Annotated in this window: 22 protein-coding genes; 19 read left to right on the top strand and 3 right to left on the bottom strand. The window is 72.3% G+C overall.

Features of this window, described 5'->3' with window-relative positions; genetic code table 11:
* The first annotated feature begins 71 nt into the window (after window positions 1–71).
* From IEZ25_RS10115 to IEZ25_RS10060, 12 genes are all read left to right on the top strand, one after another.
* Window positions 72–797 carry a TetR/AcrR family transcriptional regulator gene (locus IEZ25_RS10115; protein WP_191199315.1) on the top strand — a complete coding sequence of 242 codons (726 nt, stop codon included), beginning with the start codon at window positions 72–74 and terminating at the stop codon, window positions 795–797.
* A 711-nt stretch (window positions 798–1,508) separates the two neighbouring features.
* Window positions 1,509–1,925 carry a hypothetical protein gene (locus IEZ25_RS10110; protein WP_191199314.1) on the top strand — a complete coding sequence of 139 codons (417 nt, stop codon included), beginning with the start codon at window positions 1,509–1,511 and terminating at the stop codon, window positions 1,923–1,925.
* Window positions 1,926–1,962: 37 nt separating this feature from the next.
* The gene (locus IEZ25_RS10105; protein ID WP_191199313.1) at window positions 1,963–3,255 is read left to right on the top strand and encodes a CpaF family protein; all 1,293 of its coding nucleotides are present in this window, start codon (window positions 1,963–1,965) and stop codon (window positions 3,253–3,255) included.
* Complete coding sequence (locus tag IEZ25_RS10100) at window positions 3,255–4,109, top strand: type II secretion system F family protein (RefSeq protein WP_191199312.1); 855 nt, start codon at window positions 3,255–3,257, stop codon at window positions 4,107–4,109. The genes IEZ25_RS10105 and IEZ25_RS10100 overlap by 1 nt, the downstream gene beginning before the upstream one ends.
* Entirely contained in the window at window positions 4,106–5,047 is a 942-nt protein-coding gene (locus tag IEZ25_RS10095; protein WP_191199311.1) for a type II secretion system F family protein, read from the top strand. Before IEZ25_RS10100 ends, IEZ25_RS10095 begins: the two co-directional genes overlap by 4 nt.
* 37 nt (window positions 5,048–5,084) lie before the next feature.
* Complete coding sequence (locus IEZ25_RS10090) at window positions 5,085–5,285, top strand: hypothetical protein (protein ID WP_224748829.1); 201 nt, start codon at window positions 5,085–5,087, stop codon at window positions 5,283–5,285.
* 8 nt (window positions 5,286–5,293) lie between these two features.
* Window positions 5,294–5,692 carry a TadE/TadG family type IV pilus assembly protein gene (locus IEZ25_RS10085; RefSeq protein WP_318152157.1) on the top strand — a complete coding sequence of 133 codons (399 nt, stop codon included), beginning with the start codon at window positions 5,294–5,296 and terminating at the stop codon, window positions 5,690–5,692.
* Window positions 5,689–6,147, top strand: coding sequence for a hypothetical protein (locus IEZ25_RS10080; RefSeq protein ID WP_191199310.1), 459 nt, complete (start codon window positions 5,689–5,691; stop codon window positions 6,145–6,147). The genes IEZ25_RS10085 and IEZ25_RS10080 overlap by 4 nt, the downstream gene beginning before the upstream one ends.
* Complete coding sequence (locus IEZ25_RS10075) at window positions 6,144–6,599, top strand: Tad domain-containing protein (RefSeq protein WP_191199309.1); 456 nt, start codon at window positions 6,144–6,146, stop codon at window positions 6,597–6,599. The genes IEZ25_RS10080 and IEZ25_RS10075 overlap by 4 nt, the downstream gene beginning before the upstream one ends.
* Window positions 6,600–6,646: 47 nt before the next feature.
* A complete protein-coding gene (locus tag IEZ25_RS10070; protein WP_191199308.1) occupies window positions 6,647–7,744 on the top strand; it encodes a hypothetical protein in 1,098 nt (365 codons plus the stop codon).
* Entirely contained in the window at window positions 7,741–8,730 is a 990-nt protein-coding gene (locus IEZ25_RS10065; protein ID WP_224748828.1) for an ABC transporter ATP-binding protein, read from the top strand. Before IEZ25_RS10070 ends, IEZ25_RS10065 begins: the two co-directional genes overlap by 4 nt.
* Complete coding sequence (locus IEZ25_RS10060) at window positions 8,727–9,548, top strand: ABC transporter permease (RefSeq protein ID WP_191199307.1); 822 nt, start codon at window positions 8,727–8,729, stop codon at window positions 9,546–9,548. Before IEZ25_RS10065 ends, IEZ25_RS10060 begins: the two co-directional genes overlap by 4 nt.
* A gap of 3 nt (window positions 9,549–9,551) precedes the next feature.
* On the opposite strand, the gene IEZ25_RS10055 is transcribed toward IEZ25_RS10060, so the two are convergent.
* The gene (locus IEZ25_RS10055) at window positions 9,552–10,358 is read right to left on the bottom strand and encodes a lipase family alpha/beta hydrolase (RefSeq protein ID WP_318152156.1); all 807 of its coding nucleotides are present in this window, start codon (window positions 10,356–10,358) and stop codon (window positions 9,552–9,554) included.
* A 122-nt stretch (window positions 10,359–10,480) separates the two neighbouring features.
* Here IEZ25_RS10055 and glgX point away from each other — a divergent pair, with 122 nt between their 5' ends.
* From glgX to IEZ25_RS10020, 7 genes are all read left to right on the top strand, one after another.
* Window positions 10,481–12,661 (top strand): glycogen debranching protein GlgX, encoded by a 2,181-nt coding sequence (glgX, locus tag IEZ25_RS10050; protein WP_191199306.1) that lies wholly within the window; start codon window positions 10,481–10,483, stop codon window positions 12,659–12,661.
* Complete coding sequence (gene treY / locus IEZ25_RS10045) at window positions 12,661–14,940, top strand: malto-oligosyltrehalose synthase (RefSeq protein ID WP_191199305.1); 2,280 nt, start codon at window positions 12,661–12,663, stop codon at window positions 14,938–14,940. Before glgX ends, treY begins: the two co-directional genes overlap by 1 nt.
* Window positions 14,941–14,945: 5 nt before the next feature.
* Window positions 14,946–16,718, top strand: a complete 1,773-nt coding sequence (gene treZ, locus IEZ25_RS10040; RefSeq protein WP_191199304.1) for a malto-oligosyltrehalose trehalohydrolase — start codon at window positions 14,946–14,948, stop codon at window positions 16,716–16,718.
* 64 nt (window positions 16,719–16,782) lie between these two features.
* Window positions 16,783–17,565, top strand: coding sequence for an NPCBM/NEW2 domain-containing protein (locus IEZ25_RS10035; RefSeq protein WP_191199303.1), 783 nt, complete (start codon window positions 16,783–16,785; stop codon window positions 17,563–17,565).
* A gap of 119 nt (window positions 17,566–17,684) precedes the next feature.
* A complete protein-coding gene (locus IEZ25_RS10030; RefSeq protein ID WP_191199302.1) occupies window positions 17,685–18,743 on the top strand; it encodes a hypothetical protein in 1,059 nt (352 codons plus the stop codon).
* 1,245 nt (window positions 18,744–19,988) lie between these two features.
* Window positions 19,989–21,104 (top strand): peptide chain release factor 2, encoded by a 1,116-nt coding sequence (gene prfB, locus IEZ25_RS10025; protein ID WP_191199301.1) that lies wholly within the window; start codon window positions 19,989–19,991, stop codon window positions 21,102–21,104.
* Between the two features lie 18 nt (window positions 21,105–21,122).
* Complete coding sequence (locus IEZ25_RS10020; protein ID WP_191199300.1) at window positions 21,123–21,425, top strand: hypothetical protein; 303 nt, start codon at window positions 21,123–21,125, stop codon at window positions 21,423–21,425.
* A gap of 40 nt (window positions 21,426–21,465) precedes the next feature.
* Here IEZ25_RS10020 and IEZ25_RS10015 read toward each other — a convergent pair whose 3' ends face one another.
* Together IEZ25_RS10015 and IEZ25_RS10010 are read right to left on the bottom strand one after the other, a co-directional pair.
* Window positions 21,466–22,206 (bottom strand): hypothetical protein, encoded by a 741-nt coding sequence (locus IEZ25_RS10015; RefSeq protein WP_191199299.1) that lies wholly within the window; start codon window positions 22,204–22,206, stop codon window positions 21,466–21,468.
* Entirely contained in the window at window positions 22,199–22,717 is a 519-nt protein-coding gene (locus tag IEZ25_RS10010; protein ID WP_191199298.1) for a SigE family RNA polymerase sigma factor, read from the bottom strand. The genes IEZ25_RS10015 and IEZ25_RS10010 overlap by 8 nt, the downstream gene beginning before the upstream one ends.
* Between the last annotated feature and the right edge of the window lie 100 nt (window positions 22,718–22,817).

Genomic DNA, 22,817 nt, shown 5'->3' with positions numbered 1-22,817 from the left:
GTTATCGATGGAAGGCGAGTGTCGATATCAATGGAATCACACCGATAACAGATTTGCGATACCGTTGATCCATGCCACGTGGGACCACTGCTCGCGACGATGCCCGCACCCGGATCGTGGAGGTGGCCGCGCGGCGGCTCCAGGAGCACGGCACGAGCGCGGTCACCACGCGCGGCGTCGCCGACGACGCCGGCGTCCAGCCGCCGTCGATCTACCGCTTGTTCGGCGACAAGGACGGCCTGCTCGACGCGGTCCTTGAGCACGTCATGACGACGTACGCCACCCAGAAGGCGGCTGCCGTGGCCGCGCAGGCCGACGACGTCGACCCGGTGGACGACCTTCGTCGAAGTTGGGCGCGACAGATCGAGTTCGGTCTCGCCAACCCCGCGGTGTTCGCGCTGCTGAGCGATCCGGGGAGGGTCCGGGACTCGCCCGGGATCCGGCTCGGACGTCAGGTGCTCGAGGGCAGGGTGCACCGCATCGCGGCCGCGGGGCTGCTGGCCGTCGATGAGCCGCACGCCGTCGAGATGATCCACGCCGCCGGGACCGGCGCGGTGCAGGCGCTGCTCGCCACTGACCCCGACGGGCGCGACGTACGCCTGCCCGACGCGATGCTCTCCGCAGTGCTCGCACAGATCCTGGTGGACGGGGCGCCGTCGCGGGAGTCCGGTCCGATCGCCGCGATCGCCGCGGTCGTTGCGGTGCGGGCCGTGCTGCCGGACCTCCCCGGCCTTAGCGACGCCGAGCGCGAGCTCATGGGGGAGTGGCTCGACCGGGTGGCGACCGCCGGGCCGTAGGCCAGCGACCGCGGAGCTCGCGTCACGGCTCGGTCACGGTTGTGCCGCGCCGCTGGGCGCAACCGCCCAGTGCGGCGACCATCGACTCATGGCGTGGCAGTGGCGGACGTACGTCGCACTCGTGCTCTCGTGCACGGTGGTGGCCTGCCCGTCGCCGTCTGGCGAACCCGTTTACGTGGACCGGCAGGATCCTCGGCAGCTGGACGTGCCCGTGGTCGACCCGGCGACGGTGCCGCCGTGCCCGGCGTGGGATGCGAGGCCAGACTACCCCCAAGGCGACCTTCCGTCCGGCGCCGTCAGCCTGCGGGTCTGCCCGGGCGACGATCCCGTCTCGCAGGGTCCGCAGTGGCTGGAGGGCATCGCGGCCCCGGACGACCCGCTGGTCCAGGGCGTCGCGGCCCTCGTCGACGAGGTCAACGCGCGACCCGGCTGGCCCGACGACCCGGCCCTCTTTTGCACGCAGGAGGGCCGGCCCCGCATCAAGTACGTCTTCGGATATCCCGACGGCTCGACGTCGACCATCACCCACGGATACGGCGAGTGCCACGTGCGGGAGCTGGCCGAGGCCGGCGGCTTCCCGACCGCGGGCTCGCTGGTGAAGGCGGACGCCCCCGGGTTCCGCGACCTGGTCGCGGCGGCGATCGTGGACCAGCGGCGGACCCGGCGACCCCCGTCCACCGTGGACCCGGCCCCGGGTACCTGCCCAACGTCGTGCCGCGACCGATCGTGCCGACGACCAACCTCGACCTGGCGACCGCAGCGCTGTGCCTCCTGCCCGACGGACGTCGTTGCCGACGGGTGGACCTCGACCGGTCCTTCGTGGCCAGGATCGAGGACGTACGCCACGGCGACGAGGGCGCGTACGAGGAGTGTGAGGAGATCCCGTTCGCCAAGCTGGTCGGCACCAGCACCTGGAACGACCCCGTGGAGCTGGCGATCAGCGACTGCGCGATCGAGCGCTTCGGCACGGACTGCTCCCCCACGCCGGACCATCTGCCGCTCGGACAGGCGCCGCCGATGACGTGCTCGCCCTTGCTCGCCGACCGGGGAGCGGCAGCCGCAGGTCGATGCGCGAGTTCTCCACAGTCTTTACCGAGGGGATGGTTCGCGACGGTCTGTCATGGGTAACTTGACGCCCAGCACTCGCTCCGGGAGGTAGGGCGCCATGGCAGTTGACCGCATCGAGCGGGGGTCGGTGCGCTCGCGCCCGGACGGCGACGCCGACCTCGTGGAGCGGCTCGACGGGCGGGTGCGCGAGCAGGTGCGGCGCGAGGGCGTCGACCCGCAGCGCGAGGCGCTGCTCGTGCGACGGATCGCCGAGGACGTCGTGCGGGCGCACGACGAGCTCAGCCTGACCGGGGCGGTGGCGCCGGTCGCCGACGCGGACGCCCTGGTCGGGCAGCTGGTGGCCCGCGTGTCCGGCTTCGGCCCGCTGCAGCCGTTCCTCGAGGACCCCGAGGTCGAGGAGGTGTGGATCAACTCACCCGAGCGCGTGTTCATCGCCCGTCGAGGCCGCCACGAGCTGACCAACCTCCGCCTCGACAAGGAGCAGGTCGACGAGCTGGTCGAGCGGATGCTCAAGTCCAGCGGGCGCCGTCTCGACGTCAGCACCCCGTTCGTCGACGCGATGCTGCCCGAGGGCCACCGCCTCCACGTGGTCCTCGAGGGGATCACCCGTGGCTTCACCGCGGTCAACATCCGCAAGTTCCTGCTCCGCGCGCACCGGCTCGCCGACCTCGTCGCGCTGGGCAGCCTGACGCCGCAGGCGGCCCGCTTCCTCGAGGCCTCGGTGCGTGCCGGGATGAACATCCTGGTCGCCGGCGGCACCCAGGCGGGCAAGACCACGATGCTCAACTGCCTGGCCGCGTCGGTGCCCGGCGGCGAGCGGGTGGTCAGCGCGGAGGAGGTCTTCGAGCTGCGGTTCAGCCACCCGGACTGGGTGGCCATGCAGACCCGGCAGGCGGGCCTCGAGCAGACCGGCGAGATCGTGCTGCGCGACCTCGTCAAGGAGGCGCTGCGGATGCGTCCGAGCCGGATCATCGTCGGCGAGGTCCGCGCCGCCGAGTGCCTCGACCTGCTGCTGGCCCTCAACTCCGGGCTGCCGGGGATGTGCACCCTCCACGCCAACTCCGCGCGCGAGGCGCTGGTCAAGATGTGCACCCTGCCGCTGCTCGCGGGCGACAACATCTCCGCCCGCTTCGTGGTGCCCACGGTCGCCGCGTCCGTCGATCTCGTCGTCCACCTGGGCGTCGGCGCCGACGGCGTGCGCCGGGTCAACGAGATCGTCTCGGTCCCGGGCCGGGTCGAGGCCGACGTCATCGAGGTCGAGCCGATCTTCGTCCGTCACGGCGCGGAGCTGCGGCGCACGGGGGGAGTGCCCGCCCAGGTCGAGCGCTACGAGCGCGTGGGGATCGACGTCCACCAGGTGCTCGCCGTCGAGAGCGCGGGTGGGCGCTGATGGGCGCGCTCGTCGGGCTCGGGGTCGGCGTCGGCCTGCTCCTGGTCTGGTCGGCGTTCGCCCTGCCGCGCACGTCGGCGCCGACGACGCCCACGTCCTCGGCCCTGCGCCGGCTCCTCGGGCGAGCCGGCCTCGGTGACGTCACTCCTGCGAGCGTCCTGTCGTTGTCGGCGGTGCTGTTCGCGGTGGTCTTCACCCTCGTGCAGGCGGTCTCGCGCACGGTCCCGGTCGCATGCGTCTTCGCCGTGATGGCGGCCTACCTCCCGATCGCCGTGCTCCGTCAGCGAGCCACGCGCCGACTCCGTGAGTTCGCCGAGGTCTGGCCGGAGGCGGTCGACAACCTCGCGAGCGCCGTGCGCGCGGGCCTCTCCCTGCCGGACGCCGTCGCCGCGCTCGGCTCGAACGGGCCGGAGGCCCTGCGTGGCGACTTCGCCCAGTTCGCCCTCGACTACCAGGTCACCGGACGCTTCGGGGAGTGCCTCGACCGGCTCAAGGACCGCCTCGCCGACCCCGTCGGCGACCGTGTCGTCGAGGGCCTCCGGCTGGCGCGGGAGGTCGGCGGCGGGGACCTCGGTCGCCTGCTGCGCAACCTCTCCGGCTTCCTGCGCGACGATGCCCGCACGCGATCCGAGCTCGAGTCACGACAGGCCTGGACGGTGAACGGCGCGCGCCTGGCCGTCTCGGCGCCATGGATCGTGCTGCTGCTGATGTCCTTCCAGACCACGGCGATCCGCCGCTACGCCTCGTCCGGGGGTGTGCTCGTGCTGGGCATCGGCTTCGGGGTCTGCCTGCTCGCCTACACCGCGATGATGCGGATCGGCCGGCTGCCCGTCGAGAAGCGGATCCTGTCGTGAGCGCGACCGTCTGGGGAGCCGTCCTCGGTGCAGTCGCGGGCGTCGGGCTGCTGCTCGTGGTCGCGCGGGTCAGCGTGCTGCGCCGGCCACAGCTCGCCGACCGGGTGCTGCCCTACCTGCGTGACCTCCCGATGGAGGACCGGAGCCCGAGCCTGCGTCCGGCGTCGTCGTCTCCGACGTCGGCCGCGGCCGGCATCTTCGGACCGGTCCTCGACTCGACCGCCGAGCTGGTCGAGCGGGTGCTCGGCGGCAGCTCGTCCGTACGCCGCCGACTGGAGCGCGCCGGCCTGGACCACACTGTGCAGGACTTCCGCATCGAGCAGGTCGTCTGGGGCCTGGTCGGCTTCGGCGCCGCCTCGGCGATCACCCTGCTGCGGGCGCTGAGCGGGGTCGGCGGGATCGCCTCGGCCATCGTGTTCTGCGGCCTCGGGTTCGTCTGCGGCGTCCTCCTGCGCGACAACCGGCTGAGCTCGCAGGTGAAGGATCGCGAGCGCCAGATCCTCGTCGAGTTCCCCACGATCGCGGAGCTCCTCGCGCTGTCGGTCGCCGCCGGTGAGAGCCCGGTGTCGGCGCTGGACCGGGTCGTGCGCCGCAGCCGGGGCGCGCTGTCCCAGGAGCTCGGCCACGTCCTCGCCCGGATCCGCACCGGAGAGCCGGTGGGCGCGGCCTTCGAGTCGCTCGCCCGGACGACGGGCCTGCCGATCGTGGCCCGCTTCGCCACCGGCGTCACCGTCGCCACCGAGCGCGGCACCCCGCTGGCCGACGTCCTGCACGCCCAGGCGGCCGACGTACGCGAGGCCGGGCGACGCCTGCTCATCGAGACCGCGGCGCGCAAGGAGATCGCGATGATGGCGCCGGTCGTGTTCTTCGTCCTCCCCGTGACGATCCTGTTCGCCTTCTATCCCGGCGTGCTCGGGCTGCGCCTCGCGACGCCCTGACCCGCCACCGACCTGCACGACTCGAAAGGACACCTCCATGCACCTTCCGCTCGCGGGACTGCTGCTCCTCATCGGATTCCTCGCCGCTCCACATCGTCGGCGCGACGAACGCGGGGACGTCCCCGGCTGGGTGATGGTCACCCTGATGACCGCGATCGTGGTCGCGGCGCTGACCCCGTTCGTGCGCGACCAGCTGCAGGCGCTGCTGTCCCAGGCGTTCGCGATGGTGCGGGGCTGAGGGACGCGGTGCGACGTCGCGCTCGCACCGGCGAACGTGGGGCGGCGGTCGTCGACTTCGTGCTGATCCTGCTGGTCCTGCTGCCGCTGGTGCTCGGCATCCTCCAGCTGGCACTGGTCCTCCACGTCCGCAACACGCTCGCGTCGGCGGCCTCCGAGGGCGCGCGGCACGCCGCGGTGGCCGGCTCGTCCGCGCCCGCGGGCCAGGCCAAGACGCAGGAGCTCATCAGCGGCGCGCTGTCGCGGCAGTTCGTGCGGTCGGTGAGCGTGCGACCCGCCCTCGTCGGTGGTGCGCCCGGCTACGTCGCCGTCGTGGAGGCCGACGTCGACGTGCTGGGCCTCGGCGGACCTCGCATCCACGTCCGGGTCGCGGGCCACGCGGTCGCCGAGGTCGAGGTCGCGCCGTGACCCGCCGCCGCGACGACCGGGGCTCCGCCCTCATCGAGTTCAGCTGGCTCGCGATCATCTTGCTGGTGCCGATCATCTGGATCGTGATGTCGGTCTTCGAGGTGCAGCGCGGCGCCTTCGCGGCCAGTGCCGCTGCGCGGGCCGCGGGCCGGGCGTACGCCCTCGCACCCGACGACGCGACCGGCGATGCCCGCGCCCGGGCCGCCGTCCGGCAGGTGCTGGCCGACCAGGGCTCCCCGGGGCAGGTCGCGCAGGTGCGGATCACCTGCGACGCACCGGCGGGGAGCTGCCACGTCGGCACGTCGGTGATCACGGTCCGGGTCGACTCTGGCGTGGACCTCCCGTTCTTCCCGACCATCCTCGGTCGCGGCTCCGCGAGCTTCGGCCTCGATGCCACGCACGTCGTGCCCATCGGGCAGTACGTCGAGAGCGCGCCAGGAGCGCAGGAGCGATGAGACGGCGACGGCCCGAGACCGACGACGGGGGTCAGGTCACGCTGCTGATCATCGGCTTCGCCGGCATCCTGCTGATGGCGGTCGTGGTCGTCATCGACGCCTCGGCGGCGTACCTCCAGCGGCAGGGGTTGGACAACCTCGCCGACGGAGCAGCCCTCTACGGCGCCGACCTCGGCTCGGCGGGGATCTACGAGCAGGGCCTCGACGCCGAGCGGCTGACCCAGCAGGAGGCAGCCGTCACCGCGGCCGTGCGCGACTACCTGGGTCGAGCCGGCGCCGGCCGGAGGTTCCCCGGCATCGACGTCGCGGTGCGGGTGGACCCGGTCGGCCGGTCGGTCACCGTCCGGCTGCAGGCTCCGCTCGACCTGCCGCTCACCATCCCCGGATCGCCGAGCAGGCCGATGGTCGGCGCCAGCAGCACCGCCGCCGTGACCATCCGGCCGGGTGGCTGAGCAGCTTCGGGCCGTGCGGTTGGAGGGCGGCGCGTACTGTCCGGAGGATGACTCGAGTCTCCCGCTGGTGCGTGGTGGCGCTGGCAGCGGGACTGCTCGTCGTCGCGCCACTCGTGGGGCGGTGGCTGCCGGCCGGGGAGGCGGACGTCGGCCCGACCGAGCTGCTGGAGCAGACCCGCGCCGCGGTGGACGAGCCGTGGTCGGGGACCGTCGAGACCGAGGGCACCCTGCAGCTCCCGGACGCCGACCGGTTCGGTGGCGTGGCGGCGCTCTTCGGCGAGCGCACCACCCTGCGTGCCTGGTGGCGCGACCCCGAGCACTGGCGTGTCGACCGGCTCCTGACCACCGGTGAGACCGACATCCGCCGCAACGGCGACACGACGCTGGAGTGGAGCTTCGAGCGCGCCGAGGCGACCTACAGTCGCGACCCGGCCATCCGGCTGCCCCGTCCCGCCGACCTGGTGCCACCGGTGCTGGCCGAACGGCTGCTCCGCGGCGTGAGCGACGCCGACGTGTCCCCGCTGCCGACGCGTCGGCTGGCCGGCGAGAGTGCCGCGGGACTGCGCGTCCGGCCGCCGTCGGACCTGTCGAGCATCGGTCGGGTCGACATCTGGACCGGCCAGGACTCGCACCTGCCCCTCCTGGTCGAGGTCTACGCCACCGGGCAGGCCACGCCGTCGTTCACCAGCAGCCTCACCGACGTCTCGACCGAGCCGCCCACCGACGACGTCCTCGCCTTCGAGCCCACCGCGCGCACGGACGTCAGCGTCGACGACGTGCTCGACATCGCCGATGCGGCCAACCAGTACGCCCCCGTCCGCCCGCCCGCCACCGCGGCGGGTCTCGACCTCGGGCCGGCGTCCGACGGCGCGGTCGGGGTCTACGGCGAAGGGACCGCCCAGCTGATCGCCATCCCGCTGCGCGACCGTGAGGCCGACGCGCTCCGCACCCAGATGGCGATCACCCCCGGCGTCGAGCAGGACACGGAGCGCACGGTCGTCTCCGTCGGGCCGCTCGGGGTGTTGCTGACCGGAGGGGACGGTGACGGCGGCTGGCTGCTGGCGGGCACCCTGACCCGGGACGCCTTGGAGCGAGCCGGGCGTGACGTGGTCGCCGGCTTCGTCTTCGTGGACGAGGCGCGATGAGCGCGACACCGACGAGCGCCACCGCCGACGACGTACGCCGCGTGATCCGCACCGACGCGCTCACCAAGCGCTTCGGCCGGGTGACCGCCGTCGACGCGGTCGCCCTCGACGTCCGCGAGGGTGACGTCTACGGGTTCCTCGGCGCGAACGGGTCGGGCAAGACCACGACGGTGAGGATGCTGCTCGGGCTGGTGCTCGCCACCTCGGGTGACATCGAGGTGCTCGGCGAGCCGATGCCCGGCTCGGCGAGGGCAGTGCTGCCGCGCGTGGGCGCCTTGGTCGAGGGGCCGGGCACCTATCCGCACCTCTCGGGACGCGCCAACCTCGCGCTCCTCGACGCCACCGGTGCCGACGGACCGCGCCGCACCCGCACGCGCCGCATCGACGAGGCACTGGAGCGCGTGGGCCTGGCCAGCGTCGACGGCCGGCCGGCGCGGGCGTACTCCCTGGGGATGCGCCAGCGCCTCGGCCTGGCCGCGGCACTGCTGCGCCGACCGGATCTACTGGTGCTCGACGAGCCGACCAACGGCCTCGACCCGCAGGGGATCCACGAGATCCGCACCCTCCTGCTCGAGCTCAACCGCGAGGGCACCACCGTCTTCCTCTCCAGCCACCTGCTCGCGGAGATCGAGCAGATGTGCACCCGGGTGGGCGTGCTGGACGGCGGACGGCTCGTCCTGCAGGACCAGATGGACGCGCTGCGCGGGCCCACCGGCCGGACCGAGGTGCGCACCCCCGACCTCGAGGAGGCGCGGCGCCTGCTCGCGACCATGCCCGACCTCGAGGTGGAGTCCACCGTGGACGAGCACGAGGGCGGCCGCCTCCTGGTGCGCGGCGCCGAGCCCGCCGACCTCAACGCCCGGCTGGTGGAGGCCGGCGTGCGCGTCACGCTGCTGAGCCCTGAGCGCCGGCACCTCGAGGACGTCGTGCTCGCCGCCACCACCTCCGGCACCGACCGGTTCGGACGAGCGGGGGCCAGCGCATGATCCACGCCGAGCTGTCCAAGCTGCTCCGCAACCGGCGCACGTGGGGCACCATCGCGATCATCGACGCGCTGCCGACGCTGGTGGCGGTGCTGCTCGCGATGACCGACCTCGGTCCGCGGCCCGGCACCGGCCCGGCGTTCCTCTCCGCGGTGCTCACCGACGGCACGCTCTTCCCGCTGGCCGCGCTGGCCATGGTGCTGCCGCTCTTCCTCCCGATCGCCGTCGCCCTCGTCGCGGGGGAGGCCGTCGCGGGCGAGGCGCAGCAGGGCACGCTGCGCTACCTGCTCATCCGCCCGGTGGGCCGGACCCGCCTGCTGGTGGCCAAGCTGGTGGCCGTCATGGCGTTCGTCGTCGTCACCGTGCTCGTCGTGGCCGTGACGTCGTACGTCGTCGGGGTGCTGCTGCTGGGCGACCAGACCGTCACCGTCACCGGGCCGACCACCAGCATCTCGGGCTCGCCCATGTCCACCCCGGAGCTGGTCGGACGCACCGGCCTGGCCTTCGCCTACGCGATGCTGTGCATGCTCGGCGTCGCCGCCGTCGCGCTGTTCCTCTCGACCGTGGCCCGCTCACCGCTCGGCGCGGCGATGGGTGCGATGACCCTGCTGGTCGCGTCCACGCTGCTGCTCACCCTCGATGCCGCGCAGGCGCTGCACCCCTACCTCCTCACGCGTCACTGGCTGGCCTTCGTCGACCTGTTCCGCGACCCGATCCGGTGGGACGAGGTCGTGCGCGGGGTGCTGGTGCAGGGGGCGTACGTCGTGGTCTTCCTCGGCGCGGCCTGGGCCAGCTTCACGACCAAGGACATCACCGACTGACACTCAGCCCGAGCAGACCTCGCTGCCGGGTCGCGTCGGCGCGGCGGGCCCGAGGGCCGACTCGACCATCGCGATGACCGCCGGCGTGCGGGGGACGTCGGGATGGCCGACGACCAGGTCGGGACACACGCTCTGCACCGGATAGTCGAGCGCGCCCTCGAGCTCGCCGGAGGTCGGCGGCACGACGGTCTTGTCGTCCGCGGTCCACAGCGCGACCCAGACCGGGCCGGGCGGGGTCTCGTCACCGGCGTTGAGGTCGCGGAGCAGGTCGGAGTCCGGCGCGAGCTGCTGACAGGCCTCCGGACAGGTCTCGGAGCCGAAGGACGAGGCCAGGCCCGCGAGGTCGGTGCCGTGGTGCGGGGAGGAGAGGGTCACCGCCCGGCGGACCTTCGAGCCGCCACCGAGGTCGGCGACGTAGAGCCGCAGCACCACCCCGCCCGCGGAGTAGCCCACGATGTCGACCGACGGTGCGCCGGTCGCGTCGAGCACGTCGTCGACGACCCGCCCGAGGTCCTCGGCGCGCTCGCGCAGGTCACCGGTGCCGCCGCCGGTCGCCGGCACCACACGTGCGTCTCGGCCGACGGACTCGAGGTCGGCGGCGAGCACCTCGAGCGCGGTCGTCGAGCCGCCGAAGCCCGGCACCAGCAGCACGGGACCGGGCCGGTCCTGCGCCACGGGGTCGACGGTCGGTCCGCGTCCCACGACGACCGCGGCGACGATGCCCGCCACCGCGACGAGCGCCAGCACGACCACCCCGACCACCAGCCGCCGGCGCTGCGGGGACAGGGAGGCGAGCATGCGGGCGGTCACGCAGCCCAGTGTGCCCTCAGCCCCGCAGAGCCGACGTCGCCGTGGTGACGCTGGCCACCGTGTCCACCTCTACGGAGGGTCGCGCTTGAGGCGGGGACTCCCATCGCCGGTAGCGTCACAGCATGACCGAGATCTGGCCGGGCACGGCCTACCCCCTGGGTGCGACCTTCGACGGCAGCGGCACCAACTTCGCCCTCTTCAGCGAGGTGGCCGAGCGCGTCGAGCTGTGCCTCTTCGAGCCCGACCCGGACCAGCCCGGCAGCTTCGTCGAGACCAGGCTCGAGGTCACCGAGGTCGACGCCTACGTGTGGCACTGCTACCTGCCGACCGTCCAGCCCGGCCAGCACTACGGCTACCGCGTCCACGGCCCCTGGGACCCGACCCAGGGCCTGCGCTGCAACCCCCACAAGCTGCTGCTCGACCCCTACGCCAAGGCCACCGCCGGCGACATCGACTGGGACCAGTCCCTCTTCGGCTACGACTTCGGCGAGGAGGACTCGCGCAACGACGACGACTCGGCCGCGCACATGACGCACGGCGTCGTCATCAACCCGTTCTTCGACTGGGAGGGCGACCGCCGACTGGCGATCCCCTACAACGAGTCCTTCATCTACGAGGCGCACGTCAAGGGCCTCACCGAGCTGCACCCCGAGATCCCCGAGGAGCAGCGTGGGACGTACGCCGGCCTCGCGCACCCGGCGATCACCGCCCACCTGACCAAGCTCGGGGTCACCGCGATCGAGCTCATGCCGGTGCACCAGTTCGTCCAGGACTCCACGCTGCTCGCCCAGGGCCTGCGCAACTACTGGGGCTACAACACCCTCGGCTTCTTCGCCCCGCACGCCGACTACGCCTCCAGCCAGCACGGCCAGCAGGTGCAGGAGTTCAAGGCGATGGTGAAGGCGATGCACGTCGCCGGCATCGAGGTCATCCTCGACGTCGTCTACAACCACACCGCCGAGGGCAACCACCTCGGTCCGACGCTGAGCTTCAAGGGCATCGACAACCCGGCCTACTACCGGCTCGTCGAGGACGACCAGCGCTACTACATGGACTACACCGGCACCGGCAACAGCCTCAACGTGCGTCACCCGCACTCGGTGCAGCTGATCATGGACTCGCTGCGCTACTGGGTGACCGAGATGCACGTCGACGGATTCCGCTTCGACCTCGCCGCCACGCTGGCCCGCGAGTTCTACGACGTCGACAAGCTCTCCACCTTCTTCGAGATGGTGCAGCAGGACCCGGTCGTCAGCCAGGTGAAGCTGATCGCCGAGCCGTGGGACATCGGCCCCGGCGGCTACCAGGTCGGCGGCTTCCCGCCGCAGTGGACCGAGTGGAACGGCGACTACCGCGACACGGTCCGCGACTTCTGGCGCGGCGAGCCCTCGCTCGGCGACTTCGCCTCGCGTCTGTCCGGCTCCTCCGACCTCTACGAGCACTCCGGGCGTCGGCCGTTCGCCAGCATCAACTTCGTCACCGCCCACGACGGCTTCACGCTGCGCGACCTCGTGTCGTACAACGAGAAGCACAACGAGGCCAACGGCGAGGACAACAACGACGGCGAGAGCCACAACCGGTCGTGGAACCACGGCGTGGAGGGCCCGACCGAGGACGCCGAGATCCTCGAGGCGCGGGCCCGCGAGCAGCGCAACTTCATCGCGACGCTGCTGCTCAGCCAGGGCGTGCCGATGCTGCTGCACGGCGACGAGCTCAGCCGCACCCAGGACGGCAACAACAACACCTATGCCCAGGACAGCGAGATCAGCTGGGTGCACTGGGACGATGCCGACAAGCCGCTCATCGAGTTCACCGCCGCGGTCGCGAAGCTGCGCGCCGACCACCCGACCTTCCACCGCAAGCGCTTCTTCACCGGCAGCACCGTGCGCACCGGCGACGGCGAGCGGCTCAACGACATCGTCTGGCTCGGCCTCGACGGCGAGCCCATGGCCGACGGCGCGTGGGACGAGGGCGGCAAGGCGATCGGGATGTACCTCAACGGCAACGGCATCGCCGGCAAGGACGCCCGCGGGCGCACCATCACCGATGCCCACTTCCTGCTCTACTTCAACGCCGACGGGCCCGCGCAGGTGACCCTGCCGCCGGAGGAGTACGCCGGCGCCTGGGACGTGGTGATCGACACCGGGGGTGACGCCGACGCAGACCCGACGCTGGAGGCCGGTGCGACCTACGAGCTCGGCACCCACAGCCTCGTCGTGCTCCGCGAGCACAGCGAGCCCGAGGCCACGCCGGACCACTCGGTCGCGGCATCGCTCGCCGCCCGGACCACCACGGACGCCTGATGGCACCCCACCCGGACCAGCGGAGGCCGCACAGCACCTATCGGCTCCAGGTCAGCCAGGACTTCACGCTGCACGACGCGGCCGGCGTGCTGCCCTACCTGCACGACCTCGGTATCGACTGGGTCTACCTCTCGCCGCTGCTCGCCTCCGAGCCCGGCAGCACGCACGGCTACGACGTGGTCGCCTTCGACCACGTCGACCCCGAGCGCGGGGGAGAGGAGGGGCTCGCCGCCCTGTCCGCCGAGGCCCGTCGTCTCGGGATGGGCGTCCTCGTCGACATCGTCCCCAACCACGTCGGCGTCGCCACACCGTCGGAGGACCCGTGGTGGTGGGACGTGCTGCGGCTGGGCCGCGCGTCCGAGCACGCCAACGCCTTCGACGTCGACTGGGCCGCCGGTGACGGCCGCATCGTCATCCCGGTGGTCGGCGACGACGACGAGGACGCGATCCGCGTCGAGGGCGGAGAGGTCCGCTACCACGACCACCGCTTCCCGCTGGCTCCCGGGACGACCACCCTCGAGGAGCAGCACTACGACCTCGTCAGCTGGCGTGCGGCCGACGAGGACCTGAACTACCGGCGCTTCTTCGCCGTCAACACGCTCGCCGCGGTCCGGGTCGAGGACCCGGAGGTCTTCGCCGACACCCACGTCGAGATCAAGCGGTGGTTCGACGAGGGGCTCGTCGACGGCCTTCGGGTCGACCACCCCGACGGGTTGCGCGACCCCAAGCGCTACCTCGACGACCTGGCCGCCCTCACCGGCGGCGCGTACGTCCTGGTCGAGAAGATCCTCGAGCCCGGCGAGGAGCTCCCGCGCGAGTGGGCGACCGCCGGCACCACCGGCTACGACGCCCTCGCCCTGATCGACCGGGTCCTCACGGACCCGGCCGGCGAGGCCCCGCTGACCGCGCTGGAGAACCGCCTGCGCGGCGCACCCGTCGACTGGCCCCGGGTGGTCCACGACAACAAGCGCGCCGTCGCCGACGGGATCCTCCACTCGGAGGTCCTCCGGATCACCCGCGAGGTCGCCAAGGTGGTCGACACCGTGGACGAGGACGCCGTCGCCGACGCGGTCGCCGAGCTGCTGGCCTGCTTCCCGGTCTACCGCTCCTACCTCCCCGAGGGGCGCGACCACCTCGACCAGGCGTTCTTCGCCGCCCGGACCGCACGCCCCGACCTCGGCTCGACGTACGACGTGATCGAGCCGGTGCTCCACGACGAGTGGGGCCAGCCGGCGCGGCGCTTCCAGCAGACCTCCGGGATGGTCATGGCCAAGGGCGTCGAGGACTGCTCCTTCTACCGCTGGTCGCGGCTCACCTCGCTCAACGAGGTCGGCGCGGACCCGTCGATCTTCGCCGTCGACGTCGCCACCTTCCACGAGGCGATGGCCGCGCGCCAGCGCGACTGGCCCGACGCGATGGTCACCCTCTCGACCCACGACACCAAGCGCGGCGAGGACGTCCGCGCCCGCATCACGGTCCTCGCCGAGGAGCCCGGCCGCTGGGAGCAGGCCCTCGAGGAGCTGCTGCGCCTCGCGCCGGTGCCCGACCCGGCCTTCGGGTCGCTGCTGTGGCAGGCCGTCCTCGGTGCCTGGACGCCCGACCACCTGCCCGACCTCCGGGACCGGCTGCACGGCTATGCCGAGAAGGCGATGCGCGAGGCCGGCGACCGCACGACGTGGACCGAGCCCGACGAGGCGTACGAGACCCAGGTCCACGCCGCGGTCGACGCGGTCTTCGACGCAGACGGGGTGCGCGAGGTCCTGCGGGGTCTTGCCCACCGCATCGATGCCGCGGCCCAGGCCAACTCGCTGGCCGCCAAGCTGCTCGCCATCACGATCCCCGGTGTGCCCGACGTCTACCAGGGCAGCGAGCTCTGGGAGACCTCGCTGGTCGACCCCGACAACCGCCGACCGGTCGACTTCGAGCACCGCGTCGCGGTGCTGGCCGGCTCCGCCGAGGACGATGCGGCCGCGAAGCTGCACGTCACCTGCTCGGCCCTCACCCTGCGCCGCGAGCGACCCGAGCTGTTCTCGGGCTACACGCCTGTCAGCGCGACCGGTGTCACCGCTGACCACGTCGTGGCCTACGACCGGGGCGGGGCGATCACCGTCGTGACCCGCCTCCCGGTCGGGCTCGACGCCGACGGCGGCTGGGGTGAGACGGTGCTCGACCTGCCCGACGGCACCTGGCACGACGTGCTGACCGGTCTCGACACCGACGGCCGGCTGGCCGACCTGCTCGCGGTCCACCCGGTCGCGCTGCTGGTGAGGAAGGACTGATCGAGGTGAGCTTGAACGAGCGTGGACCCTTCGACGTCTGGGCGCCCCGTCCCGAGCGCGTCCGGCTGGTCATCGGCGGCGACGGCGGTGGGGTCGTCGAGATGCGACGGGGGAACGACGACTGGTGGACGCCCGCCGAGCCGATCCCCGTGCGGGGAGATGACGGCGACGTCGACTACGGCTACCTCCTCGACGACGACCCCGAGCCACGACCCGATCCGCGCTCGCGGCGTCAGCCCGGCGGCGTGCACGAGCTGTCGCGACGGGACCTGACGACGTACGAGTGGCAGGACGCCGGCTGGACCGGCCGGCAGCTCGCGGGGTCGGTCATCTACGAGCTCCACGTCGGGACGTTCACGCCGACGGGTGACCTCGACGCGGCGATCGGACGGCTCGACCACCTCGTGGGGCTCGGGATCGACTTCGTCGAGCTGATGCCGGTCAACGCCTTCAACGGCACGCACAACTGGGGCTACGACGGCGTCGGCTGGTTCGCCGTGCACGAGGGCTACGGCGGCTCGGAGGCCTACAAGCGCTTCGTCGACGCCTGCCACGCCCGCGGCCTCGGCGTCGTGCAGGACGTGGTCCACAACCACCTCGGGCCCTCGGGCAACTACCTGCCGCTCTTCGGCCCCTACCTCAAGGACGGGCGCAACACCTGGGGGGACCTGGTCAACCTCGACGGCGAGGGTTCGGCCGAGGTCCGCCGCTACATCCTCGACAACGTGCGGATGTGGTTCGAGGACCACCACGTCGACGCGCTGCGCCTCGACGCCGTGCACGCCCTGAGCGACACCTCCGAGGTCCACCTGCTCGAGGAGATGGCGATCGAGACCGCAGCGCTCTCGGCCCACCTGCGCCGGCCGCTGACGCTGATCGCCGAGTCCGACCTCAACGACACCCGCCTGGTCACGCCGCGCGAGGCCGGCGGGCACGGGCTCGACGCCCAGTGGAGCGACGACTTCCACCACGCGGTGCACGTAGCCCTGAGCGGTGAGACGACCGGCTACTACGCCGACTTCGAGCCGCTCGAGGCGCTCGCCAAGGTCTGCGAGAGGGGCTTCTTCCACGACGGCACGTTCTCCTCGTTCCGCGGGCGCGACCACGGCCGTCCGGTCGACACCGCGGCGATGCCGACGTGGCGACTCGTAGTGGCGAACCAGAACCACGACCAGATCGGCAACCGCGCGCGCGGCGACCGCCTCGCCGAGCACCTCGACGACGACCAGCTCGCCTGCGCGGCGCTGCTGACGCTCGCCGGCCCGTTCACGCCGATGCTGTTCATGGGGGAGGAGTGGGCGGCCTCGTCGCCGTTCCAGTTCTTCACCTCCCACCCGGAGCCCGAGCTCGGCAGGGCCACCGCCGAGGGACGGATCGCGGAGTTCGAGAAGATGGGCTGGGACCCCGACGAGGTGCCGGACCCTCAGGACCCTGCGACGTTCCATCGCTCGAGGCTCGACTGGGACGAGCTCGCCGAGGGCCGTCACGCCGTGGTGCTGGACTGCTACCGCCGGCTGCTGCGGCTGCGGCGTGAGCTGCCGCAGCTGAGCGACCCTGCCTTCGGCTCGGTCTCGTGCTCCGTCGAGGGTCGGATCTTCACGATGCGGCGCGGCGACCTCGTGGTCCTCGTCAACGCCGGCGAAGCCGAGGTCGTGGTGGAGACCGACGCGACCACGGTGCTCTTCGAGACGCCGTCGGGCGTGAGGCTCGACGGCGACCACGTCACCGTCCCTCCTCGCGCGGGAGCGCTTCTGCAGAGCGTCGCAACTTATCGCTGACCACCTGCGTCTCCCTTGCCGAACGGGGCCCCTCGGGCCCCACCGAAACATGGGGGAGAACCACATGAACCGCCTCACCACCTGCGCCGCCGCCGCTGCGGTCGCGCTCGGCTCGTTGTCCATCGCCGCGCCCACCCACGCCGCTCCGGCGAAGGCGCAGACCTACACGGTGACCGCCAAGGCCAACCTGTCCGAGGCCGTGGCCAAGGAGGACGTCGTCAAGGTGCGCGGCCGGGTCACGCCGAAGGCCGCCGGCGAGAAGGTCGTCCTGCAGCAGCGGGTCGGGAACAAGAAGAAGTGGACGGTCACCGGCAACGCGAAGGTCAAGCGCAACGGGACCTACCTGCTCACCGACAAGCCGTCGACCCCCGGGCCGCGGGAGTACCGCGTCCTGAAGCCGGGCTCGCGCGGCATCGCCAAGGGCTTCAGCAAGCCGGTCGAGGTGCAGGTGTACCGCTGGGAGAAGCTCGTCTCCCGGACCGCGGGCCCGCGGGTGAACCTCGACAGCACCGGCGTCCTCATCGGGGCCGAGTACTTCGGCCAGAGCCTGGCCACCTCCGTCGCCGGCACGCCGTCCTCCGTCGAGTACACCCTCGGCCGCAAGTGCACCGAGATGCGGGCGACGTACGCCCTCACCGACTCCTCGGCCACCGGCTCTTCCGGTGCGATCAACGTGACCGGTGACGGCAAGGTCCTGGCCAGCCACGCCCTGAGCGTCGGCACCGTGGTGGCCGACGAGGTCCTCGACCTCACCGACGTCTTCCGGCTCAAGCTCGATCTCACCACCAGCGAGACGCCGGCCGCCGTCGCGGCCGTCGCCACCCCCGAGGTGCTCTGCACGCGCTGAGCACCGCCCCGATCCAGCGCGGGCGTGATCCGGGAACAGGCCCCGGATCGCGCCCGCGTTGTTACTGTTGTGTGGCTATCAGGTATTTCTGTTAACAGCGCACGGCACGGGGGTCGGTCATGGAGCACCAGCGGGGGCGGGAGCCTGCGTCGCCGGGTGACGTCACCCGGCGCACCTTCACCCGCGGTGTGGCCTGGAGTGCGCCGGTGATCACGATCGCGACCGCTGCGCCCGCCTTCGCCGCGAGCTTCACCAACACCTACTCCACCCCCGGGACCTACGCCGTCACGATCCCCGCGGGCTACCTCTCGGTGCGCTTCGAGGTCAACGGTGCCGGTGGGGGTGGTGGTGCCGAGTCCTCCGGTGGGTCCGGAGCCCGGGTCACCGGCACCATCACGCTGCCGTCGTCGTCCTCGGGCACGCTGCTGACCGTCGTCGTCGGCGGCGGTGGCGGCGAGGGCAACGGGACCGCCGCCTCCGCAGGAGCGGCCGGGAGCGGCTACGGCGCCGGCGGGGCGGGAGGACGCGGGACGACCGTCGTCGCCGGCGGCGGCGGCGGTGGGAGCGCTGTCCTGCTGGGCACCACGACCCCGATCGTCGTGGCGGGAGGCGGTGGCGGGAAGGGCGCACTGTCCGGGCCGGCCAACACTCTCGCGTCGACGCACGGAGCCGGCGGGGCGTCCGCCGCCCAGGCCGGCAACGGAGGCGATGCTGCGGCGTCGTACGCCTTGGGCAGTGGCAGTGCCGGAGGTGGCGGCGGCGCCAGCGGCGCACCGACGGGTCCGACGACCGGGGGCGCGGCGGGCAGCAGCGGCACCACCACCGGGCTCGGCGCCAGCACTGTGGCGATGGCAGCCGGCACGGCCGGAGGAGGCAACGGCTCCGGCGCCAACCGCGGAGGCGACGGTGCGGCCGGTGCGGCCAGGGCCAACGCCGGCGCAGGAGGCGGTGGCGGAGGCTTCGCCGGGGGTGGCTCCGGAGGGACCCGCAGTGTCGACGTCCTCCTGACCGCCAACCTCCACCTGGGCGGCGCGGGCGGTGCCGGCTCCAGCTACGTCGGAGGCGCCACAGGCGTCTCGCTGAGCCTCGTGACGGGACCCGTCGCCGCCAACAACGGCGGCTCGGGGGCCGGGACTGCCGGAAAGGGTGGTGACGGCTCGGTCGTCCTGAAGTTCTGATCACCCCGGTCGACCGACGACCGGGATAGCCACGCAGGTCCGGGGATCCCGAGCTCCGGACCAGCTTCGACGTGTCCTTGGCCGAACCCGATATCCTTTACTTTGGCGATCCGATCTCGGGAAGGACATCGATGGACCACCGGCCGGGGGCTCCCAGTGGCCCAGGAATCTCACCGACCCGTCGATCCTTCACCCGAGGGGTGGCCTGGAGCGTCCCGGTCATCGCCGTGGGCGCCGCTGCTCCGGCGTTCGCCGCCAGCCTGACCTACAACCAGTCCACGCCGGGGCCTTTCTCGGTCGTTGTGCCTGCCGGGATCCGGCTCGTCAACTTCATTCTTGTCGGCGGTGGAGGTGGTGGCAGCGCCGCCTACTCGGGCGGCTCAGGCGCTCGAATCGCAGGGACGATCACGCTCTCGAGCAACTCTGGCGGCGTCGTCCTCACGGGAACTGTCGGTGCCGGGGGTGGCGAGGGCATCACCACCGCATCGACCGCCGGCGTGGGCGGAGCCGGATTCGGTGCCGGGGGTAACGGCGGCCGTGGATCGGCAGTGTTCGGCGGAGGGGGAGGCGGCGGCAGTGCCATTCTCGTCGAAGGTCTCGTGGCCGTCGTGGCAGGCGGCGGCGGCGGCAAGGGAACAGTCAGCGCGCCCAACACGAACACGAGCGACGCCGGGACCGGCGGATCCTCCGCTGGCACGGCAGGCAACGGAGGCGCTGCGACCTCTTCATCGGTGAGCCCGGGCTACTCCATCACTGCTGCAGGTGGTGGTGGCGCCGTTGGCCAACCCACCGGTGCGACCTCCGGGGGCGCGGCCGGCGGAGTCGGCAGCGCTACCGGTGTGGCCACCGCAGGGTCCGGCGGCGGCGGCAACGCCGGAGGATCGTTCAACGCGACATCGGGAGGCGCAGGTGCCGCCGGCGTCACACGAGGCTCGGGCGCAGCCGGATCCGGTGGCGGTGGCGGTGGCTACGCAGGCGGCGGCTCTGGTGGTTGGCGCACGTACACCTACACGTCTGGCACCAACACCGTGGTCGCCGACGCAGGGGGAGCCGGAGGTGCCGGCTCGTCCTTCACCGGGGGCACCCCCACGGCCACCGTCACGATCTCGAGTGGACCGTCGGCACCGGGCAACGGCGGACGGGGTGATGGTCCTGCCACCCAACGCGGTGGAAACGGCTCGGTCACCATCACCTACTGACGCTGCTTTCGACACCTCTCACGCCCGAGCCGTACTGTTGCGTCTTGTGGCAGGCATCGACTACGACGCAGAGATCAAGCAGCTCCAGGCGACCATGAAGACCGTGGGCCAGGTGCTCAACCTCGACCGGATGCGTGGCGAGATCGCCGACCTCAGCGAGCAGGTCGCCGCACCCGACCTCTGGGACGACGTCGAGAGCGCCACCCGCATCACCGGTCGCCTCTCCGCGCTCCAGGGCGAGCTCGACCGCTTCACCGGCCTCGAGTCCCGCATCGAGGACCTCGGCCTGATGGTCGAGATGGCGCAGGAGGAGGGCGACGCCGACACGCTCGCCGACTCCGAGGCCGAGCTGGCTCGCATCAAGAAGTCCGTCGAGTCCCTCGAGATCCGCACCCTGCTCTCCGGCGAGTACGACGAGCGCGAGGCGATCGTGACGATCCGCTCGGGTGCCGGCGGCGTCGACGCCGCTGACTTCGCCGAGATGCTGATGCGGATGTACACGCGCTGGGCCGAGCAGCACAAGTACGGCGTCGAGGTCTACGACGTCTCCTACGCCGAGGAGGCGGGCATCAAGTCCGCCGAGTTCGCGATCCACGCGCCCTACGCCTACGGCACCCTCTCCGTCGAGGCCGGCACGCACCGCCTGGTGCGGATCAGCCCGTTCGACAACCAGGGTCGTCGCCAGACCTCGTTCGCCGCCGTGGAGGTGGTCCCGGTGCTCGAGCAGACCGACGAGATCGAGGTCGACGAGAACGACATCCGCACCGACGTCTTCCGCTCCGGCGGCCCCGGCGGCCAGTCGGTCAACACCACCGACTCCGCGGTGCGTCTCACGCACATCCCGACGGGCATCGTCGTGTCCTGCCAGAACGAGAAGTCACAGCTGCAGAACAAGGCGTCCGCGATGGTCGTCCTCAAGGCCAAGCTGCTCGCGAAGAAGAAGGCCGAGGAGGCCGCGCTCAAGAAGGACCTCAAGGGCGACGTCGCCGCGAGCTGGGGCGACCAGATGCGCAACTACGTGCTCAACCCCTACCAGATCGTCAAGGACCTGCGGACCGGCCACGAGTCCGGCAACCCCAGCTCGGTCTTCGACGGCGACCTCGACGACTTCATGGAGGCCGGCATCCGCTGGCGCCGTGGAGCGGAGAAGGTCGACGCCTGACCCCCTAGGGTTCTGCCCATGGGACTCTTCAGCAAGCCCGAGGTCATCGGACCCGGCGGCACCAACGACGCCGAGCGCAACCGGGTCGCCGAGCTCGAGAGGCGCGTCGCGCGGCTCGAGGCACAGCTCGCCCAGCTGACCGCGACACCCGCGGGGGTGGTGGCGAGCGCGGCGGCCCACGCGACGCCGGATCCGTGGCTGGCCGAGGTCCAGGCGCTCCTCGCCGACGACAAGCTGATCCACGCGATCAAGCTCTACCGGGAGAAGACCGGCTGCGGCCTCCGGGAGGCCAAGGAAGCCGTGGAGGCCATGCAGCGCTGAGGCGGACGTCATGAGGATCCCCGGTCCGCACCGAGAACTCTCAAGACGTCGGGGGCTCACCCCACGGCAGGTGCAGGATCTCGAACAGCGCGTCCGCGACGTCGTCGCGCACTCCGGCCGGCAGCGGCCGATCGGTCCTCTCGACCGCGACCATCCCGGCTCGATCGCCGTTGGCGGCGATCCAGATGGCGTTGTCCGGCTCCGGCCCGCCGGTGTCGTACGTCGCCACGTGGACGCCGTTGGGCAAGGTCTCGATCCGGACGTCGGGGGACGAACAGGCGCGGAGCTGGTCGAGGACCAGCTCGACGTTGGCCTCGCCGCCTGCGGGGTCGTCGTAGGCCGAGACGCCGTAGGAGAGACCCCAGGGCGAGCCACCCCCACCGCTGATCCGCGCGGTCACACCGTTGAGGCGGTCGTGGAGGCACAGCAGGTTCGGGGAGGTGGTCGGCGCGCGCTTGGTCGGCGAGCGCCAACCGTCGAGGGCACCTTCCAGGTCGATCCCCGTCCACTCCGGGAGGGGGCCCTTGGCATCGACCGACGACACCTCGCGCGGACCGGACTCGGTCCAGCCGCCGCGGCCGCCGTCATCGGCGACCATCAGGGCAGGCACGGTCAGCCCGCCGCCCACGACGGCGAGCGCGGCGAACGCGACGGCGCCCACCCGCGTCCGCCGGCGCTTGCGCGCGGTCGCGAGGACGGCGCCCGCGCCGGGGCGCGGTGAGTGGGCCAGGTCGCGGGTGAGCGCCTCGAAGGCGCGGTCGAGGTGGTCGAGGTCAGGCATGGGTCTGGGCTCCGTTCGGCTCGTCTGCCGGGTGGTCGGTGAGCAGGAGGGCGAGCGCGGCGCGACCGCGGGAGAGCCGGGCCTTGACGGTCCCGGCGGGGCAGCGCTCGATGCGGGCGACCTCGTCGACCGGGAGGTCGGCGAGGTGGTGCAGGACGACCGCACGACGCTGGGCCTCGGGGATCCGGAGCAGCGCGTCGACCAGTGCGGTCGAGTTCACGTCCGGGGGAGGGGCGTGCGCCTCGCTCCGGTTCCGCGCGAGCCAGCCGGCCGCCACGCGCGCCCGCCGCCACCGGCTGACCGAGAGCCGGGTGGCCACCTGGCGGACCCACGCGCCCGGTTGCTCGTAGCGCGACACCTTGCTCCAGTGCTGCCACGCCTTGACGTAGGCCTCCTGGGCGACCTCCTCGGCAGCACCGCGGTCGCCGGTCAGGGCGTAGGTCACCGCGAGCGTGCGAGGCCACGTGGCCTCGTAGAACTCGGCGAAGTCCGACTCCGCTCCGTCGCGCATGTGTCCCCCTGTCAGGGCACCCCTGCCAGGAGCGCCGTCACCACCCAACACGCACCGGGCCACGCCCCGGTTGCACCGCGGCGCGCGTTTCCGGTTCGCG

The sequence above is a fragment of the Nocardioides hwasunensis genome (assembly GCF_014779665.1).
Classification (GTDB): Bacteria; Actinomycetota; Actinomycetes; order Propionibacteriales; family Nocardioidaceae; genus Nocardioides; species Nocardioides hwasunensis.
Note: the sequence above shows the minus strand (reverse complement) of the source record. Positions and strands in the feature narration are given on the sequence as shown.

Excerpts from the sequence above, each read along its gene's own strand:
- IEZ25_RS10115 (WP_191199315.1), top strand. The coding sequence starts at position 72 with ATGCCACGTGGGACCACTGCTCGCGACGATGCCCGCACCCGGATCGTG.
- IEZ25_RS10105 (WP_191199313.1), top strand. The coding sequence starts at position 1,963 with ATGGCAGTTGACCGCATCGAGCGGGGGTCGGTGCGCTCGCGCCCGGAC.
- IEZ25_RS10100 (WP_191199312.1), top strand. The coding sequence starts at position 3,255 with ATGGGCGCGCTCGTCGGGCTCGGGGTCGGCGTCGGCCTGCTCCTGGTC.
- IEZ25_RS10090 (WP_224748829.1), top strand. The coding sequence starts at position 5,085 with ATGCACCTTCCGCTCGCGGGACTGCTGCTCCTCATCGGATTCCTCGCC.
- IEZ25_RS10075 (WP_191199309.1), top strand. The coding sequence starts at position 6,144 with ATGAGACGGCGACGGCCCGAGACCGACGACGGGGGTCAGGTCACGCTG.
- IEZ25_RS10070 (WP_191199308.1), top strand. The coding sequence starts at position 6,647 with ATGACTCGAGTCTCCCGCTGGTGCGTGGTGGCGCTGGCAGCGGGACTG.
- IEZ25_RS10065 (WP_224748828.1), top strand. The coding sequence starts at position 7,741 with ATGAGCGCGACACCGACGAGCGCCACCGCCGACGACGTACGCCGCGTG.
- IEZ25_RS10060 (WP_191199307.1), top strand. The coding sequence starts at position 8,727 with ATGATCCACGCCGAGCTGTCCAAGCTGCTCCGCAACCGGCGCACGTGG.
- glgX (WP_191199306.1), top strand. The coding sequence starts at position 10,481 with ATGACCGAGATCTGGCCGGGCACGGCCTACCCCCTGGGTGCGACCTTC.
- treY (WP_191199305.1), top strand. The coding sequence starts at position 12,661 with ATGGCACCCCACCCGGACCAGCGGAGGCCGCACAGCACCTATCGGCTC.
- IEZ25_RS10035 (WP_191199303.1), top strand. The coding sequence starts at position 16,783 with ATGAACCGCCTCACCACCTGCGCCGCCGCCGCTGCGGTCGCGCTCGGC.
- IEZ25_RS10030 (WP_191199302.1), top strand. The coding sequence starts at position 17,685 with ATGGAGCACCAGCGGGGGCGGGAGCCTGCGTCGCCGGGTGACGTCACC.
- IEZ25_RS10020 (WP_191199300.1), top strand. The coding sequence starts at position 21,123 with ATGGGACTCTTCAGCAAGCCCGAGGTCATCGGACCCGGCGGCACCAAC.
- IEZ25_RS10015 (WP_191199299.1), bottom strand. The coding sequence starts at position 22,206 with ATGCCTGACCTCGACCACCTCGACCGCGCCTTCGAGGCGCTCACCCGC.
- IEZ25_RS10010 (WP_191199298.1), bottom strand. The coding sequence starts at position 22,717 with ATGCGCGACGGAGCGGAGTCGGACTTCGCCGAGTTCTACGAGGCCACG.